Genomic DNA, 16,787 nt, shown 5'->3' with positions numbered 1-16,787 from the left:
TCGTCACTGTGGAACCCCTCCCCGACCAGCCGCTTCCCGGCGTCTGCTGGCTTCACGGCACGCGCGGCTCCAACGTCTATCTGGTCCGAACCGGCGACGGCCTTGCCCTCATCGACACCGGCTTCGCCGATAGCGCGCCGGCCATCCTCCGCGCCATCCAGGCCCTCGCGCTTCCGCTGCACGGCATTCTTCTCACCCACCGCCACCGCGACCACACCGGTGCGGCGGCCGCTATCGCCGCGGCTACCGGTGCTCCCATCATCGCCGGGGCCGGCGACTGCCGCCTCCGGGATGGCCGCCTCGTCCTGCGCTCTGGCATCGGACGCACCCACCCCCTCCGCATCGTTGGCGCGTTCCTGCGCCGCCGTCCGGCGCCCGTCCCGGTCGCCGTCGCGGTCGAAGCTCCCGCCGAGGTCCTGCCCGGCATCCGCGCCATCCCTGTGCCCGGCCACACCCCCGGGTCCCTCTGCTTCGTCACCGCCGACCCCGCGGCGGCCTTTGTCGGCGACCTCGTCATCAGCCACAACGGCGAACTTACACGCTCGCTCCGCTGGGCCAACCACGATGACGCCCGCTACCTGCAGTCCATCCGCGACTTCGCGGAGATTGCCCCGCCCGCGGGCTTCCCGGGCCACGGCACGCCGATCCTCCAGGGGTTCGATGCTTCGCTCCGCGTGCTCGCCGAACTCCCCCGCCGCCCCCTCACCCCCCGCACCGCACTCGAACGCACCCGCCGGCTCGCCGCATTCAGCCGCATGTTCGCGGCCCGGCGCCTGCCCGGCCGCCAGCCGCCGCCACAGTAAACCCCGTTTTACGGCGCAACGCCCGTCACTTTCCCCACCTCCTTGACCTTCGTAAAGTTACGCCCCGTGAAAAAACCGTACACCCTCGTCATCGGCCATGCCGCGGCTGCCGGCGAAGCCCCCGCCAACACCCTCGCCGGCGTTCGCCAGTGCCTCGATGCCCGCGCTGAGGCCATGGAGATTGACGTCCAGCTCTCCGCCGACGGCATCCCCGTGCTGCTCCATGACACCACGCTCGACCGCACCACCAACCTCACGGGCCCGGTTCGCGATTACCCCTTCGCAGCCCTTGCGGCAGCCGATGCCGGCGGTGGCGAGCCAATCCCCTCGCTCGAACAGGTGCTCGACCTCGTCGATGGCCGCCTGACCGTCATGTGCGAACTCAAGGCCACCCCCGGCGACCCCGCCCAGGACGCCCGCAACGTCGATGCCGTCATCGACGTGATCCGTCGCCGTGGCGCGGAATCCTGGACCGCCATCCACTCCTTCAGCCCCGATATGGTCGAACGCGCCCGCACCGCCGAACCGCGCATCTCGGCGGCCATCATCTCGCCGCCAGTAACTGGCGATGGCATCGAACGACTCCTCGGCGGGGCCCTCAAGCGCAACGCCCAGGCCATCTCAGTCGAGCACCACGCCGTCACCCGCGACCTCGTCGAGCGTGCCCGGCGGCGCCAGGTCACCGTCTGGTGCTGGACCGCGGACACGCCCGCCGATTGGGAGCGCCTCGTCGAAGCGGGCGTCGCCGGCATCATCACCAACGTCCCCCACCAGCTTCGCGCCTGGCTCGAAGCCGACTAGCTCTTCGGACCGGTGTAGACCACCTCGAACAGTACCCCGTCGGGCGATTCGAACATCACCTGGTAGTAGGTCTGCCCCGGGCCCGCGGCGAACTCGGGCCGGTGCCGCGGCGTTTCGAACTGCGCGGCAATACCCCGAGCGGCCAGCCAGGATGCCGTCGCGTCGACCTCCGCCTGGCTGCCAGCGGCAAACGCGACATGATTGACTGCCCCGCGCGCGTCATGGTTCGCCAGCCCATCGCCCGGCGGCGCCATGAACCACAGGCTCGCCCCATCGCCGCCCCCAAAGCCCAGCACACCGTCGCTGTCGTGCAGGCGGTCCCAGCCCAGGAACCCCAGCAGATCCCGGTAGAACCCTGCGTTCGTCGGGTCGATGTTCACCAGGATGTGGCCAAGCTTCGCGTGCATCGCGTCCTCCTCCAGGCTGTGGCCGGTCGCCACACTATAGAACAGATGTGCTAGCGGAGCAAGCACCTCACCACGAGCCGCCGCCGCCCCCGCCGCCGCCTCCACCCGCAGAACCGCCGCCAAAGCCGGAGCCCCCGCTCGACCTCGTGCTTGCCAGCGTGGAGGAGACCGACTGGCTAAACCCGCGCAGCCCCTCCGAGAACCGCATCGCCTCGAACGCGCCCACGCCCGTGTACCAACCCGCCGTCGAGCGCTGCGCCTCGGCCTCGAGGGTGCGAAATGCCCGCGCCCAACGCTCCACGCACCCGAAGACGATCGCGTACGGCAGATAGCGGGCGAAAATTCCCTCTCGCTCGTTGAACTCCTGCCGCTGCGTCTCAGCGGTCGCGACGTAGAGCCGGAAGCCCAGCACCCGCCGCAGCGCCTCGCTTCCCTTCGCCGTGCGCCGCGACATCGAGGGCGCTGCTGCCATCAGCGCCACGCCCGCCACGGTCACGCCCGCCGGGGCGAAAGCGCGCCCCGCCAGTGTCGCGGCCAGCAGCATCAACCCGGCTCCGGCGAACACCAGGCCCAGCCCCACCATCCCCCAGGCCCGCTTCGAAGTCTCCGGCCGAACGGAGAACCACCCGTGCGCCATGGCGTCGTCGTAGATCAGCCCCTTCGCCTTCGCCAGGTCGTCCGCAAACTCGTATTTCAGGTCCGAAAGGCGGACCCGTTCGCCTTTCTCGAACAGCGCGTCCAGGATTTTCCGTTCGTACGGAAGCAGGTCTTCGCCATCCTTCCGCCGTTCGAGCTCCCAGTCCGCCTTGCCGAACCACCCCTCCTTCGGGACCTCCGTGATGTGCAGGTAGCCCCGCACTGCCAGGTCGATCACGGTCGCCGTCACGTCGAGGGTGTCCGCCCGCTCGTCGAGCAGCACCCCCATTTGCGCGGGCCTCAGCTCCTCCGGCGGCGTGTACTCGACCACCAGCGGCGCCCCGCCGAACAGCGGTCGGGTTTCCTCAGTCGGGTCTTCCGTCAGGTAGTAGATGGTCCGGTACTGGCGGTCCCGCCCGTGCCGCCACCAGAGTGCGATGACCACCGCCAGGCCGCCGAGAACCGTCAGCCCAAGCCCGGTCCACTCGAGCGCATCGAACGCAACATAATCTGCCACCCGCGCCGGCCGAATCACCAGCGGCGGCGGCACCTCCACCAGCCCCTTCTCCCACCCGGCCGCGATGGTGACCTGCTCGCCTGGCTCAAGCGCCCTGCTCGAGAACACCAGCTCGTCGCCCGCCGTGGCGCGGGCATCGCACAGCTCGTCCGACCCGGCGAACCCCACATAACAGGCCCCCCGGGGTGCGGCTTCCCCGGGCAAGAGCACCCGCGCCTCGAAGTATCGCACCGGCACGGGCCACGTCCCCGAGCTGTTCCAGTACAGCTCATCGTGGTCCTCGTACGCATCCAGCGCCCCCTGGAGCCGGTAGCGAAGGATGTATACCTGCCGACCCGTCACCGTCACATCGGGGTCGCCAATCTTCACCGTCAGGATGCCCGACTCCCGCGTCTCCTCGAACTTCAGCGGCGTGCCGCTGCCGTCCGTCACCGCGATGGCGTCGTAGTCCCAGCGCCGGTGCCACCCGTCCGGGCACGGCTCGATCGGCTTCTGGACCAGCTCCCCGGCCTCGTAGCAGCGCGCCCGCGTCACGAAGTAGCGGAAAATCCCGTGGCGCTGCAGCGTGCCGAAGTCCACCTCCAGCCGCTCCTCGGCCTCCACGCTGCCGTCCGGTTGCACCCGGTACGTGACGAGGAATTCGCTCACCTCCCAGCCGGTATCCGCCTCCTGCCCGGACTCGGGAGTCGCCCCGACCGCTCCCGACCCGGCCGCGAGCAGGAGCACCACCAGCGCTGCGAGCATGCCACGTCGCCGCATGGCCATCATTCTATGCCTGCCTTCGCCGGCTCTGCTGTTCAAGACAGGCCCCATACACCGGCGTATGATCACCAATCACGACGCGTCCGCCCTCCGCGGGCGCCCACACTTCAGCCGGGTTGGTGCATGAAAGCATTCGACTACGCCGCCCCGCGCACCCTCCGCGAGGCCATCGACCTCGCGGCCAACGGGCGCAGCACCCTCTTCCTCGCCGGCGGCACCGACGTCATCGTCCAGCTGCGCGAGCATCGCCGCTCCTGCGACCTCCTCATCGACCTCAAGCATATCCCCGAACTCACCAGCATCACCGTCGCCCCCGATGGCGGCCTCGAAATCGGCGCGGCGGTGCCCCTCGCCGCCATTTACGAGCACGAGACCGTCCGCCGGGCATTTCCCGCCCTCGTCGACGCCGCGTCGATCATCGGCGGCATCGCCATCCAGTCCCGCGCCACCCTCGGCGGCAACCTCTGCAATGCAAGCCCGGCCGCCGATTCCTCGCCCGCGCTCATGGTCCTCGGCGCGACGGTCACCGCGGCCGGCCCGAACGGCACCCGCACCTTCCCCGTCGAGCAGCTCTTCGCCGGCCCCGGGCGCAACACCCTCCAGCCGGGCGAGATCCTCGTCTCAGTCCGCATCCCGCCGCTCCCGCGGGGTGCCGGCGCCTTCTACCACCGCTTCATCCCCCGCAACGAAATGGACATCGCCGTCGCCTCTGCCGGGGCATATCTCCGCCTCGGCGACGACGGCCGCATCGCGGATGCCCGTGTCGCACTCGGCGCCGTCGCACCCACGCCCGTCTTCGTCCCGGCCGCAGCCGAGGCCCTCGTCGGCCGCGAGCCCACCAGCGAAGCCTTCGCCCAGGCCGCAGCGGCAGCCCGGGAGGCCGCCTCCCCGATCGACGACATGCGCGGCAGTGTTGCCCAGCGCCGCCACCTGGCCGGCGTCCTCACCGCCCGCGCCCTCCAGTCCGCCCTCGAGCGCATCCGCGCCGCCCACCAGTAACGGAGTCCGTCATGCCCCGCTCTCACGTCCAGGCCACCATCAACGGCGAACCCATCGACTTCCTCTGCGAGCCCCGGCAGAGCCTCCTTGAAGTGCTCCGCGAAGAGCTCGGCCTCACCGGCACCAAGGAAGGCTGCAACAACGGCAACTGCGGCGCCTGTTCGGTCATCCTCAATGGCCGCCTCGTCAACGCCTGCTGTGTCCTCGCGGTCGAAGTCGATGGCGCCGAGCTCACCACCATCGAAGGCATCGCCCACGGCGATCAGCTCCACCCCCTGCAGCAGGCCTTCCTCGAAGAAGCCGCCCTCCAGTGCGGCATCTGCACCCCCGGTTTTATCGTCGCCGCCAAGGCCCTCCTCGACCGCGAGCCCGACGCCGATGAGCACCGCATCCGCTTCTGGCTCTCGGGCAACCTCTGCCGCTGCACCGGCTACGACAAGATCATCCGCGCCGTCCAGAAAGCCGCCGCATCACTCCAGGAGGCAAACGCATGACCACCGTCGAACGCCCCGCCTATCGCGTCATCGGCACCCGCCCCATCCGGCCCGATGGCGTCGAAAAGGTCACCGGCAAGGCCCTCTACGGCGCCGATATCCGCCTGCCGGGCATGATCTACGGCAAGATCCTGCGCAGCCCCCACGCGCACGCCCGCATCCGCGCCATCGATACCTCCGCCGCCGAGCGCATCCCCGGCGTCCTCGCCGTGGTCACCCACGCCGACCTCCCCGCCGCTGCCGACCGGGTCGAGGAACTCGGCGAAAGCGCGGTCAACGTCAAAGAGGTCAGCGAAAACATCCTCGCCTCCGAAAAGGTGCTCTACCGCGGCCACGCGGTGGCGGCCGTCGCCGCCACCAGCCCGCACATCGCCGAGGAGGCCCTCGATGCCATCCGCGTCGACTACGAGGTCCTGCCCCCGGTGCTCGACGTCCTCGACGCCATGCGCGAAGACGCCCCGCTCCTCGATGAGAACCGCCGCACTCGCACCCTGATGACCGGCGAGCTCAGCGAAAAGCCCTCGAATGTCGCCTCCTACAACCGCTTCCAGCATGGCGACCTCGAGGCCGCCTTCGCCGAGGCCGATATCGTCGTCGAGCGCGAATTCCGCACCAAAATGGTCCACCAGGGCTACATCGAGCCCCAGAACTCGACCGCGAACTGGAACGCCGATGGCACCCTGACCATCTGGACCAGCACCCAGGGCGCCTTTGCCGTCCGCAACCTCGTCGCCGAAGTGCTCCGCATGCCCATCGCCCGGGTGCGCGTCATCCCCATGGAGATCGGCGGCGGCTTCGGCGGCAAGCTGCCCATCTACCTCGACCCCGTCGCGGCCCTGCTCTCGAAGAAGAGCGGCCGCCCGGTCAAGATCGTGATGAGCCGCACCGAGGTCTTCGAGGCCACCGGCCCCACCAGCGGCACCGTCATCCGCGTCAAGGCCGCAGCAAAGGGCGACCGCCTCACCGCCGTCCAGGCCCACCTCTACTACGAGGCCGGCGCCTTCCCCGGCTCCTCCGTGGGCGCCGGCTCGATGACGATGCTCGCGCCCTACAACGTCGAAAACTTCGACATCCACGCCTACGACATCGTCGTCAACAAGCCGAAGACCGCGGCCTACCGCGCTCCCGGCGCCCCGGCCGCCGCCTTCGCCATCGAATCCGTTATCGATGAGATCTGCCGCACCCGCGCCATCGACCCCCTCGTCTTCCGCAAGGTGAACTCCGCCCGCCAGGGCACCCGCATGGTCAACGGCATCGCCTTCCCGCGCATCGGTCATGAGGAATGCGTCGAAGCCGCCATGCAGTCCCCGCACTACCGCTCGCCGATCGAGGGCCCGTACCGCGGCCGCGGCGTCGCGTCGGGCTACTGGTTCAACGGCGGCATGCAGTCCAGCGTGGTCGTCGCCGTCAACACCGACGGCACCGTGAACCTCATCGAAGGCTCCACCGACATCGGCGGCACCCGCGCCTCCCTGGCCATGCAGCTCGCCGAGACCCTCGGCATCCCCTACGAAACGATCCGCCCATCGGTCGTCGATACCGACTCGATCGGCCACAACGACGTCACCGGCGGCTCCCGCACCACCTTCGCCACCGGCATGGCCGTGTACGAAGCCGGCATGGCCATCCGCCGCGAAATGATCGCCCGCGCCGCAAAGCTCTGGGGCCTCCCGGAGGACTCGGTCGAATACGACGGCGGCATCATCCGCAGCAAGACCGACGGCCGCCAGTTCACCTTCAAGGAGCTCGCCGCCCAGTCCGCCCGCACCGGCGGCCCGATTACCGGCAAGGCGTCGCTCGTCGCCCGCGGCGTCGGCGGCGCCTACGGGACCCACATCGTCGATGTCGAGGTCGACCCCGAGACCGGCAAGGTCACCATCCTTCGCTACACCGCCGTGCAGGATGTCGGAACCGCCATTCACCCGTCCTACGTCGAGGGCCAGATCCAGGGCGGCGTGGTCCAGGGCATCGGCTGGGCCCTCAACGAGGAGTACGTCTTCGACGAGAACGGCCGCATGCTCAACAGCAGCTTCCTCGATTACCGCATGCCCACCGCGCTCGATGTCCCGATGATCGAGACAGTGCTCGTCGAAGTGCCCAACCCCGGCCACCCCTACGGCGTCCGCGGCGTCGGCGAAGTGCCGATCGTCCCCCCGCTTGCCGCCATCGCCAACGCGATCTGCGACGCAACCGGGTATCGCTTCACCGAGCTCCCCATCTCGCCCCGCCGCATCGTCGAGGCGCTCAACGGCCTCACCGGCTGAGATGGTCCGCGTCTACATCCCCGCGACCCTCCGCAGCCTCTGCGGGGGGTCGCAGAGTCTCGAACTCCAGGCCGGCACGGTCGAAGAACTCCTGCGTGCGGTCGAAGCGCGCTGCCCCGGCTTCTACGATCGCGTCGTCGAGGACGGCCGCCTGCGCCCGGAGCTCGCCTTCGCCATCAACGGCGAGGTCGTTCCCCTCGCCCTCCACGAGCCCCTGCCCGCCGGCGCCGAGCTGACCATCGTCCCCGCCCTCGGCGGGGGCTAACCGCCCTCCCAGGGCCTCCCGAATCGTTCGCGGTAGGCCACCTCCCGCACCGGCCGCCGTCGGTTCCTCCCTGGCCGCTGTTCCGGCCATCCCAGCGGGATGATGGCAAACACCGCGTACTCCGGAGGCAACCCCAGCAGCTCGCGGACTTCGGCCTCGCGCAGCTTCCAGCGCGTGGTGAGGACCGCGCCCAGCCCGGCGGCGTGGGCAGCCAGCAGCAGGTTCTGCACCGCCGGGTACACCGAGGCCCCGAGCGCCGCATCTGCAGCCTCCCCTTCGCCGAAGGCTGCCCGTTCGGCGCAGACCGCCACCAGCACCGGCACCTCCTCCCACGGCGTCCGGTCCGGGGCGGCCTGCCCGTAGAGCCGTGCCCCCAGCGCATCGAACAGCGCCCCCAGGGCCGCCTTCGTCGCGCGCTCCCGCACGGCGATGAACCGCCACGGCTGCACGTTCCGGGCGCTCGGTGCCCGCGTCGCGACCTCGAGCAACCGCTCGACCAGCGCATCGGGCACCTCCTCGGCCCTGAACCGCCGCACGGCCCGCTGCCGCGCCGCGAACTCCGCGAACTCGTCCAGCCCGATGGCCACGCCTACCCCCTCGGCAGTCCCAGCCCGCGCGTCGCGATGATGTTGCGCTGGATCTCGCTCGTCCCCGCGGCGATGGTCGCCGGCACCACCTGCATGTACTCCATGGCGGCACTCTGCCCGAGCACCGCTTCCGGCCCATCGAACCGCCGCAGCTGCCCGGTCATCCCGGTCAGGTGCATCTTGGTCAGCGCCACCCGCTGGGAAAGCTCCGAGCCGTACATCTTGCACATCGACGCCTCCATGTTAGGCACGCCCCCGCGCGCCTGGATCGAGATCACGATGAACGAAAGCAGCTCGCAGACCGCCGTCTCGATGGCGCGGTCGGCCACTTCCAGCCGGTACGCCGGGGGCACCGGCCGCCCGGCCGCCGCCCGCCCGCGCACGTAGCGCGCCATCCGCTCGACATTCTTCCGCGCCGTGATCGCCCGCGCGATGTTCGACCGCTCGAAGTCCAGTGTCGTCGTGCCCACGTACCAGCCGCGGTTCTCCTCCCCGACCCGGTTGCGCACCGGGACCCGTACATCCTCGAAAAACACCTCGTTGAAGACGTGCCCATTCGCCATGTTGATGAGCGGCCGCACCGTAATCCCTGGCGACTTCATGTCCACCAGCAGGTAGCTGATGCCCCGGTGCTTCGGCGCGTCCGGGTCGGTTCGCACCAGCATGAACATCCAGTCCGCCCGGTGCGCACCCGACGTCCAAATCTTCTGCCCGTTCACCACGTACTCGTCCCCGTCGCGCACCGCCCGCGCCTGCAGCGAAGCAAGATCGCTGCCCGAGCCCGGCTCCGAAAACCCCTGGCACCACGCCACCTCCCCGCGCAGCATCGGCGGCAGGTGCTCGGCTTTCTGCTCCTCGGTCCCGTGCAGCATGATGGTTGGGCCCACCAGGTTCAGCATTTGCCGACTGGTCGGAGCGCCCGCCTCGTGCAGCTCCTGGCTCAGTACGAACTGCTCCAGCACCGACATATCGGCACCGCCGTACTTCTTTGGCCACGCCGGCGCGATCCAGCCGTTCTCCGCGAGGCGGTCGAGCCATGCCTTCACTCGCGCCTCGTCCTGCGGTGCCTCGAACGGGCTGTCGTCGTCGTCCTCTGCCGGCGCCCCGGCTCGCCAGTGGCGGTCCACGAACTCCCGCACCTGTGCCCGCCACGCAGCAAGCTCCGGCGTATCCTGGAAACGCATGATTCGACCCCCGCAAATGATGCGCGGATTGTAGGCGCTTCCCATCACCGGCGCGAATGGACCGTCCGGCCCCAGCCCCGCTCTATTGCGAATGCGTTACACCGCCGCCAATTGGCCGCCCCCGAAACCTCCTCGAAACCTGGCGCTCGTAGCGTGACCTCAGCCCAACCTCCCGCCGGAGCAACGAGCGCATGCGCCTGACCGAGCGCGAAACCGACAAACTCCTCATCACCCTTGCCGCCATGGTCGCCCGCGAACGTCGCGCCCGCGGCCTCCGCCTCAACTACCCCGAAGCCGTTGCCGTCATCGCCAGCGGCCTCCTCGAAGCCGCCCGCGACGGCCGCTCCGTCGCTGAGCTCATGGCCATGCAGGGCCAGTTCCTCACCCGCGAGGACGTCCTTGAAGGCGTGCCGGAGATGATCGAATCCGTCCAGGTCGAAGCCACCTTCCCCGACGGCACCAAACTCGTCACCCTCCACCAGCCAATCCCATGAACCAGCACCCGGCTCCCGACAGCCCGTCCAGCCCCCCGCCCGGCGCCATCCTCTTCGGCGAAGGGGAAATCGTCATCAATGCCGGCCGCGACGTGGTCGAACTCACCGTCACCAACACCGGCGACCGCGCCGTTCAGGTCGGTTCGCACTTCCATTTCTTCGAAGCCAATGCCGCCCTCCAGTTCGACCGCGCTGCGGCCTACGGCCGCCGCCTCGACATTCCCGCTGGCACGTCCGTCCGCTTCGAGGCCGGCCAGACCCACACCGTCAGGCTCGTGCCCTTCGGCGGCGCCCGGAGGGTGATCGGCTTCAACGGGCTCAACGCCGGCGGCACCCGCGAGGCCGCCCTCGAGGCTGCCCGCCAGCGGGGGTTCATCTCATGAGCCAGTCCCTCTCGCGCGAACCCTACGCCCACCTCTACGGCCCGACCGTCGGCGACCGCATCCGCCTTGCGGATACCAACCTCTACGCGCTGATTGAACGCGATTATCACGTCCCCGGCGACGAATCCTGCTTCGGCGGCGGCAAGACCATCCGCGACGGCATGGCGCAGACCGCCTCCCCAGGCGAGGTGCTCGACCTCGTCATTACCAACGCCGTCATCATCGACCACTGGGGCATTGTCAAGGCCGATATCGGCATCCGCGATGGCCTCATCGTCGGCGTCGGAGCGGCCGGCAACCCGGACACCCAGGACGGCGTCACCCCGGGACTCGTAATCGGCCCCCACACCGAGGTCATCGCTGGCGAACACCTCATCGCCACGCCCGGCGGCATCGATGCCCACATCCACTTCATCTGCCCCCAGCAAATCGAGGAGGCCCTCACCAGCGGGGTCACGACCATCTTCGGCGGCGGCACCGGCCCGGCTACCGGCACCAACGCCACCACCTGCACCCCGGGCCCGTGGAATATCGGGCGCATGCTCCAGGCGCTCGATACCTACCCGCTCAATGTTGGCCTCCTCGGCAAGGGCAACACCTCCGACGTCACTGCACTCTGGGCACAGGTCGAGGCCGGCGTCTGCGGCCTCAAGCTCCACGAAGACTGGGGTTCCACCCCCTCCGCCATCGACACCGCCCTCCGTGTGGCCGACGCCTTCGATATCCAGGTCGCCATCCACACCGACACCCTCAACGAAGCGGGCTTCGTCGAATCCACCATCGCCGCCATCAACGGGCGGACCATCCACACCTTCCACACCGAGGGCGCCGGCGGCGGGCACGCCCCCGATATCATCCGCGTCGCCGGCCTCCCCAATGTCCTTCCCTCGTCCACCAACCCGACCCGACCCTACACCGTCAACACGGTCCAGGAGCACCTGGACATGCTCATGGTCTGCCACCACCTCAACCCCAACGTCCCGGAGGACATCGCCTTCGCCGAATCCCGCATCCGGGCATCTACCATCGCCGCCGAGGACATCCTCCACGACCTCGGCGCGATCTCGATGATGTCTTCCGATAGCCAGGCCATGGGGCGGGTCGGCGAAGTCATCCTGCGCACCTGGCAAACCGCTCACAAGATGAAGCAGCAGCGCGGGCCGCTCCCCGGCGACCCGCCCGGGGCCGATAACGCGCGCATCAAGCGCTACCTGGCCAAGTACACCATCAACCCGGCCATCGCCCAGGGCGTGGCCCACCTGGTCGGCAGCATCGAACCCGGCCGCCTCGCCGATATCGTGCTCTGGCACCCGGCCTTCTTCGGCGTCAAACCCGAGCTCGTCGTCAAAGGCGGCATGATTGCCTGGTCCGCAATGGGCGATCCCGGCGCCAGCATCCCCACGCCCCAGCCGGTCCGCTACCGCCCCATGTTCGGCGCACGCGTCCCAGCGACCCGCTGCCTGTTCGTCTCCCGCGCCGCCCACGATGCCGGCGTCCATCGTCAGCTTGAGCTCAGCGCCCGCGTCGAACCCGTCCGAAACACCCGGGCCATCGGCAAGCACAGCATGGTCCACAACGATGCCACTCCCGATATCCGTGTCGACCCCGAGACCTTCGCCGTTACGGTCGATGGCGAGCCGGCCGTCTGCGAACCCGCGGCCGAGCTGCCGATGGCCCGGCGCTACTTCCTCTTTTGATGGGCCGGCACCGGTGAATCCGTTCGCCAGCCCCGTTGCATCACGGCCCGGCGCCCTCGAGTCGCTCCTCCGCGCGTTTTACCTCGCCGATTCGGCCCTGCCGGTTGGGGGCTACGCGTACAGCCATGGCCTCGAAACGCTGGTTCACCAGGCCGCCGTGGCCAGCCCCGACGACGTCGGCCAGCTCCTCGCGCTCTACATCCGCCAGCCGCTCGAGCGCCAGCAGTTCCCTGCCCTGCTCGCCGCGCTCCGGGCGCCTGATCACGCCGCGCTTCCCCGCATCGATGTACGCCTCGATGCCAGCATCTCCCCCGCTCCGGAACGGGAAGCGGGCAGGGCGCTCGGCCGCCGCCTCGTCCAGCTCGGCCCCATCCTGACCCCCGGTTTCGAAAGCACGGCCTATGCCCGCTCCGTCGCCGCCGATGAAGCCCCCGGCCAGCACGCCGTTGCCATGGGTGTCCTCGCCCGGCAGCTTGCCGTGCCCCCGCCGGTCGCCCTCGCGGCCTTCGGCCACGCCGCCATCGTCACCCTCACCGGAGCCGCCATCCGGCTCGGGGTCATCGGACCTGCGGCAGCCGCCGGGCTCATCGCCAGCGCCGGGCCCGACCTCGAGGCGGCCATTCACCGTGCCCTCGATGTCCCGCCACCCCGCCGGTTCGGCGCCTTCAGCCCCACCCTCGAAATCGCCTCGGCCCGCCATCCAACCCTCCCCTTCAGGATGTTTGCCGCATGAGCCTCGGACACCCCCACACCTTCGATTTCGCCGCTCCCGCCGACCACCCGGTCGACCCGCGCGGCATCGTTCGCATCGGCATCGCCGGCCCCGTCGGCTCCGGCAAGACAGCCACGCTCCTCGCCCTCTGCCGCAAGCTCTACCCCCTCCTGAACCTGGCCGTGGTGACCAACGACATCTACACCGATGAGGACGCCCGCTTCCTGCTCCGCAACGCCGCGCTGCCCGAAGACCGTATCGTCGGCGTGGCCACCGGCGCCTGTCCGCACAGCGCCATCCGCGAAGACCCCTCCCTCAACCTTGCCGCCATCGACCAACTGGCCGCAGCCCACCCCGGGCTCGAACTGATTCTGCTCGAAAGCGGGGGCGACAACCTCTCCGCGACCTTCAGCCGCGAACTGGTCGACCGCATCATCTACGTGATCGATGTCGCCGGCGGCGACAAAATCCCGCGCAAGGGCGGTCCCGGCACCACCCTCTCTGACCTCCTGGTCATCAACAAAAAAGATTTGGCCCCCTACGTCGGCGCCAGCCTCGACGTCATGGAGACCGAAGCCCGCGCCGCCCGGGGCTCCCGCCCGATCCTGCTCACCAACATGCGCGACCCCGCCGACCAGGCCGCCGTCGCCGCCTGGGTCACCTCTCAGGTCGCCAGCCTCCGCCGGTGAGACGCTCCCGCGCAGTCCTTCGCCTGGTCCGCTACGGGCCCGACACCCGCATCGCCGCCATGCGCGCCGATGCCCCGCAGCGCCTCTCCGCAGGTACCCCCGGCGATTGGCTGACCGTCTACCACCAGCTCCTGGGGGATGGCTTCTTCCCCGGCGAAGCGGCCTCGCTGGCTGTTGCTGCCGGGCCGGGGACTAAAACCTTTCTGACCGCGGCCGCCGCCACACCCCTCCGGGCCGGCCAGCCCTCCCTTGCCGCCGCCCGCCTCTCCGTCGCAGCCGGGGCCACCCTTGTCTACGCGCCCGGCGCCCTCCTGCCCCATGCTGGCGCCATCCACGGCGGCGCGCTCACGGCCGACGTCGCTCCCGGCGGCGCCTGCGTGGTCATCCAGGTCCTCCTTCCCGGCCGCACCGCGCACGAATCGGGCGGCTTCCAGGCGCTGCGCCTGCGCACCCGGGGCGTTGTCGCCGGGCAGCTCGCCATCGCCGAAGACCTCCGCGTGGAGCCGCGCGATTGGCCCCGGGGCGCCGGCGCCCTCCTGACCGTCCTGGCCCTTGGCGAAACCCCTCTCGCCGACCCCGACTGGTGGGCCGTTCCAACGTTGGACCTCCTCGCTGCCTCCCCGCTCCGGGCTGGCGGATGCGCGGCTCGCGCGCTGCTGCCCTCGCTCTCCGATGCCGCGGCCCTGGCCGGGGCAATGATGCATGCCATTCGAACCACGCGGCCCGGAGAGATGAAATTTTGTTCATCCCTCCGAAAGCTTTCCGAAACCTGCTCGCAAGCTGGCTGAAACCAACCGCCCGTAGTTTCGTCCCATCCCGGCCGCAGGGGTCACTCGCCGGGAATCTACCCTCGGAGGAACTACGAGCTTGTTCAGCAACCGCGAAAACTACTGGGTTCGCAAGCGCCTCGGCCGCCGCGCCGTCATCAAGGCCGGCGCCGCTCTCGCCGTCACCCCGGCCCTGGCCTCCCTCGCGGCGGCCTGCGGCGGCGACGACGACGATGAGGCGTCGCCGTCGACCGGCAGCTCCGGCGGAGCGTCGGGCGATACCATCAAGGTCGGCGTCCTCCACTCCCTGAGCGGCACCATGGCCGTCAGCGAGGTCGCAGTCCGCGACGCTGACTTGATGGCCATCGAGGAGATCAACGCCGCCGGCGGCGTCCTGGGCAAGAAGCTCGAGCCAAAGGTCGAAGACGGTGCCTCTGACTGGCCCACCTTCGCCGAAAAGGCCAAGAAACTCATCCAGAGCGATAAGGTCGCGGTCACGTTTGGCTGCTGGACTTCCGCCTCACGCAAGGCCGTCCTGCCCGTCTTCGAATCGAACAAGGCCCTGCTCTACTACCCGGTCCAGTACGAAGGGCTCGAATCCTCGCCCTACATCTTCTACACCGGCGCGACCACCAACCAGCAAATCGTGCCCAGCGTCGAGTACCTGCTCGAGCAGGGCAAGAAGAACTTCTTCCTGGTCGGCTCCGATTACGTCTTCCCCCGCACGGCCAACAAGATCATCAAGGCGCAGCTGGCGGCCTCTGGCGGCAACGTCATCGCGGAGGAGTACACCCCCCTCGGGCACACCGAGTACGCCACCCTCATCGCCAAGATCAAATCCTCCAACGCCGACGTCATCTACAACACCCTGAACGGCGACTCCAACGTCGCCTTCTTCAAGCAGCTCCGTGACGCCGGCATCAAAGCCTCCGACCTCACCACCATGTCGGTCTCCATCGCCGAGGAAGAGGCAGCGGCCATCGGCGGCGACGTGATGGAGGGCCACCTCGTCGCCTGGAACTACTTCGAAACGGTGAAGACGCCGGAGAACGAAAAGTTCGTGCCTGCCTACCACGCCTTCACCGAGAAGTCGGGCAAGCGCCGGCCCACCTCCGACCCCGTCGAAGCCGCCTACATCAGCGTCCACCTCTGGGCGATGGCCGCCAACAAGGCCGGCACGACGGAGGTCGAGGCAGTGAAGCAGGCCATGGCCGGGCTCGAGTTCAAGGCCCCCGGCGGCCTCGTGACGGTTCACCCCACCAATCACCACATCTCCAAGACCGTCCGCATCGGCCGCATCCGCCGCGACGCCCTGATCGACGAAATCTGGGCCACGCCTGGTCCGGTCGAGCCCGACCCCTACCTCGAAACCTATCCCTGGGGCGCGGAATTCGCGAAGGAGAAGAAGTCCTAGCCGCCCGCCTTCCCGCCGGGGGAGGGCCTGCCTCCCCCTCCCCCGGCCCCATCCCCCGAATCCCCCCGAATCCTGCACCGCTCCGGAGGGCAACGTGGATATCTGGCTCCAGCAGCTGTTCAACGGCCTCAGCCTCGGCTCCATCCTGCTTCTCGTCGCCATCGGCCTGGCTTTCTCCTTCGGGCTCATGAACGTGATCAACATGGCCCACGGCGAGATGATCATGGTCGGCGCCTACTCCGCCTACCTCGCCGAGCAGATCCTCGGCGGCCCGATGGGCACGTCCGCCCCGGATGTCTCGTTCCTCGTGGCCCTGCCGGTCGCCTTTATCGTCGCCGGCGTGCTGGGCATGCTCCTCGAAGTCAGCCTCGTCCGACGCCTCTACGGCCGCCCGCTCGATACCCTGCTCGCCACCTGGGGCGTCAGCCTTGTCCTTCAGCAGGCCGCCCGCTCCATCTTCGGCGCGCCGAACGTGCAGGTCACCACGCCCTCCTGGCTCCAGGGCGGTATCGCCGTCACAGGCACCTTCTCCATGCCCTACATCCGCCTCTTCATCATCGCGATGGTTGTCGTCGCCATCCTGCTGGTCTGGCTCTACCTCGTACGAACCGCGCCCGGCCGCCGCACCCGCGCCGTCATGCAGAATCGCGAGATCGCCGCAGCCCTGGGGGTCAACACCGCCCGCGTCGATATGCTCACCTTCGGCCTCGCCTCCGGGCTGGCCGGCCTCGCCGGGTGCGCACTTGCCCTCATCGGGCCCATTGGCCCGTCCCTCGGCACGTATTACATCGTGGACTCGTTCCTCGTGGTCATCCTCGGCGGGCTCGGCCAGATTCTCGGCACCGCTGCAGCGGCCCTTGCCATCGGGCTGACTAACGCCTTCCTCGAATTCCAGCTCTCCGCCTCCGTCGC

Annotated in this window: 18 protein-coding genes; 14 read left to right on the top strand and 4 right to left on the bottom strand. The window is 69.3% G+C overall.

Annotated features, from left to right (window positions below; translation table 11 throughout):
• The first annotated feature begins 8 nt into the window (after positions 1 to 8).
• Complete coding sequence (locus tag VAE46_RS03815) at positions 9 to 803, top strand: MBL fold metallo-hydrolase (protein ID WP_322795592.1); 795 nt, start codon at positions 9 to 11, stop codon at positions 801 to 803.
• Positions 804 to 869: 66 nt separating this feature from the next.
• A complete protein-coding gene (locus tag VAE46_RS03810) occupies positions 870 to 1,604 on the top strand; it encodes a glycerophosphodiester phosphodiesterase (RefSeq protein ID WP_322795591.1) in 735 nt (244 codons plus the stop codon).
• Here the strand turns inward: VAE46_RS03810 and VAE46_RS03805 are convergent.
• On the bottom strand, positions 1,601 to 2,011 hold the full coding sequence (locus VAE46_RS03805; protein ID WP_322795590.1) for a VOC family protein: 411 nt from the start codon (positions 2,009 to 2,011) through the stop codon (positions 1,601 to 1,603). The genes VAE46_RS03810 and VAE46_RS03805 overlap by 4 nt on opposite strands.
• A 67-nt stretch (positions 2,012 to 2,078) precedes the next feature.
• Positions 2,079 to 3,923, bottom strand: coding sequence for a DUF2207 domain-containing protein (locus tag VAE46_RS03800; RefSeq protein WP_322795589.1), 1,845 nt, complete (start codon positions 3,921 to 3,923; stop codon positions 2,079 to 2,081).
• A gap of 126 nt (positions 3,924 to 4,049) precedes the next feature.
• Between VAE46_RS03800 and VAE46_RS03795 the strand changes: the two genes are divergently transcribed.
• The 4 genes from VAE46_RS03795 to VAE46_RS03780 are packed head-to-tail and all read left to right on the top strand — an operon-like array spanning position 4,050 to position 7,948.
• Positions 4,050 to 4,925, top strand: coding sequence for a xanthine dehydrogenase family protein subunit M (locus VAE46_RS03795; protein ID WP_322795588.1), 876 nt, complete (start codon positions 4,050 to 4,052; stop codon positions 4,923 to 4,925).
• An 11-nt stretch (positions 4,926 to 4,936) separates the two neighbouring features.
• A complete protein-coding gene (locus VAE46_RS03790; protein WP_322795587.1) occupies positions 4,937 to 5,419 on the top strand; it encodes a (2Fe-2S)-binding protein in 483 nt (160 codons plus the stop codon).
• Positions 5,416 to 7,683, top strand: coding sequence for a xanthine dehydrogenase family protein molybdopterin-binding subunit (locus VAE46_RS03785; protein WP_322795586.1), 2,268 nt, complete (start codon positions 5,416 to 5,418; stop codon positions 7,681 to 7,683). The genes VAE46_RS03790 and VAE46_RS03785 overlap by 4 nt, the downstream gene beginning before the upstream one ends.
• A gap of 1 nt (position 7,684) precedes the next feature.
• Positions 7,685 to 7,948: a MoaD/ThiS family protein gene (locus VAE46_RS03780; protein ID WP_322795585.1), complete on the top strand. Its 264-nt coding sequence runs from the start codon at positions 7,685 to 7,687 to the stop codon at positions 7,946 to 7,948.
• Here VAE46_RS03780 and VAE46_RS03775 read toward each other — a convergent pair.
• Both VAE46_RS03775 and VAE46_RS03770 read right to left on the bottom strand, forming a co-directional pair.
• Complete coding sequence (locus VAE46_RS03775; RefSeq protein WP_322795584.1) at positions 7,945 to 8,535, bottom strand: nitroreductase family protein; 591 nt, start codon at positions 8,533 to 8,535, stop codon at positions 7,945 to 7,947. The two genes, VAE46_RS03780 and VAE46_RS03775, sit on opposite strands and share 4 nt — an antisense overlap.
• A 2-nt stretch (positions 8,536 to 8,537) precedes the next feature.
• The gene (locus VAE46_RS03770; RefSeq protein WP_322795583.1) at positions 8,538 to 9,719 is read right to left on the bottom strand and encodes an acyl-CoA dehydrogenase family protein; all 1,182 of its coding nucleotides are present in this window, start codon (positions 9,717 to 9,719) and stop codon (positions 8,538 to 8,540) included.
• A gap of 191 nt (positions 9,720 to 9,910) precedes the next feature.
• On the opposite strand from VAE46_RS03770, the gene VAE46_RS03765 reads away from it, so the two are divergent.
• The 8 genes from VAE46_RS03765 to urtB all read left to right on the top strand — a co-directional run.
• On the top strand, positions 9,911 to 10,213 hold the full coding sequence (locus tag VAE46_RS03765; RefSeq protein ID WP_322795582.1) for an urease subunit gamma: 303 nt from the start codon (positions 9,911 to 9,913) through the stop codon (positions 10,211 to 10,213).
• The gene (locus tag VAE46_RS03760) at positions 10,210 to 10,596 is read left to right on the top strand and encodes an urease subunit beta (RefSeq protein ID WP_322795581.1); all 387 of its coding nucleotides are present in this window, start codon (positions 10,210 to 10,212) and stop codon (positions 10,594 to 10,596) included. Before VAE46_RS03765 ends, VAE46_RS03760 begins: the two co-directional genes overlap by 4 nt.
• Positions 10,593 to 12,293, top strand: coding sequence for an urease subunit alpha (locus VAE46_RS03755; protein ID WP_322795580.1), 1,701 nt, complete (start codon positions 10,593 to 10,595; stop codon positions 12,291 to 12,293). The genes VAE46_RS03760 and VAE46_RS03755 overlap by 4 nt, the downstream gene beginning before the upstream one ends.
• Before the next feature lie 13 nt (positions 12,294 to 12,306).
• Positions 12,307 to 13,026, top strand: a complete 720-nt coding sequence (locus tag VAE46_RS03750) for an urease accessory protein UreF (RefSeq protein ID WP_322795579.1) — start codon at positions 12,307 to 12,309, stop codon at positions 13,024 to 13,026.
• A complete protein-coding gene (gene ureG / locus VAE46_RS03745) occupies positions 13,023 to 13,694 on the top strand; it encodes an urease accessory protein UreG (protein WP_322795578.1) in 672 nt (223 codons plus the stop codon). The genes VAE46_RS03750 and ureG overlap by 4 nt, the downstream gene beginning before the upstream one ends.
• Positions 13,691 to 14,482: an urease accessory protein UreD gene (locus VAE46_RS03740; protein WP_322795577.1), complete on the top strand. Its 792-nt coding sequence runs from the start codon at positions 13,691 to 13,693 to the stop codon at positions 14,480 to 14,482. The genes ureG and VAE46_RS03740 overlap by 4 nt, the downstream gene beginning before the upstream one ends.
• Before the next feature lie 136 nt (positions 14,483 to 14,618).
• Positions 14,619 to 15,875: an urea ABC transporter substrate-binding protein gene (urtA, locus tag VAE46_RS03735; protein ID WP_416223935.1), complete on the top strand. Its 1,257-nt coding sequence runs from the start codon at positions 14,619 to 14,621 to the stop codon at positions 15,873 to 15,875.
• A 94-nt stretch (positions 15,876 to 15,969) separates the two neighbouring features.
• Positions 15,970 to 16,787, top strand: an 818-nt coding sequence (gene urtB / locus VAE46_RS03730) for an urea ABC transporter permease subunit UrtB (protein ID WP_322795575.1), incomplete at its 3' end; no start/stop codon positions are given.

Source organism: Tepidiforma sp. (assembly GCF_034433535.1).
In the GTDB taxonomy this organism is placed as follows: Bacteria; Chloroflexota; Dehalococcoidia; order Tepidiformales; family Tepidiformaceae; genus Tepidiforma.
This window is presented reverse-complemented; position numbering and strand designations above follow the sequence as displayed.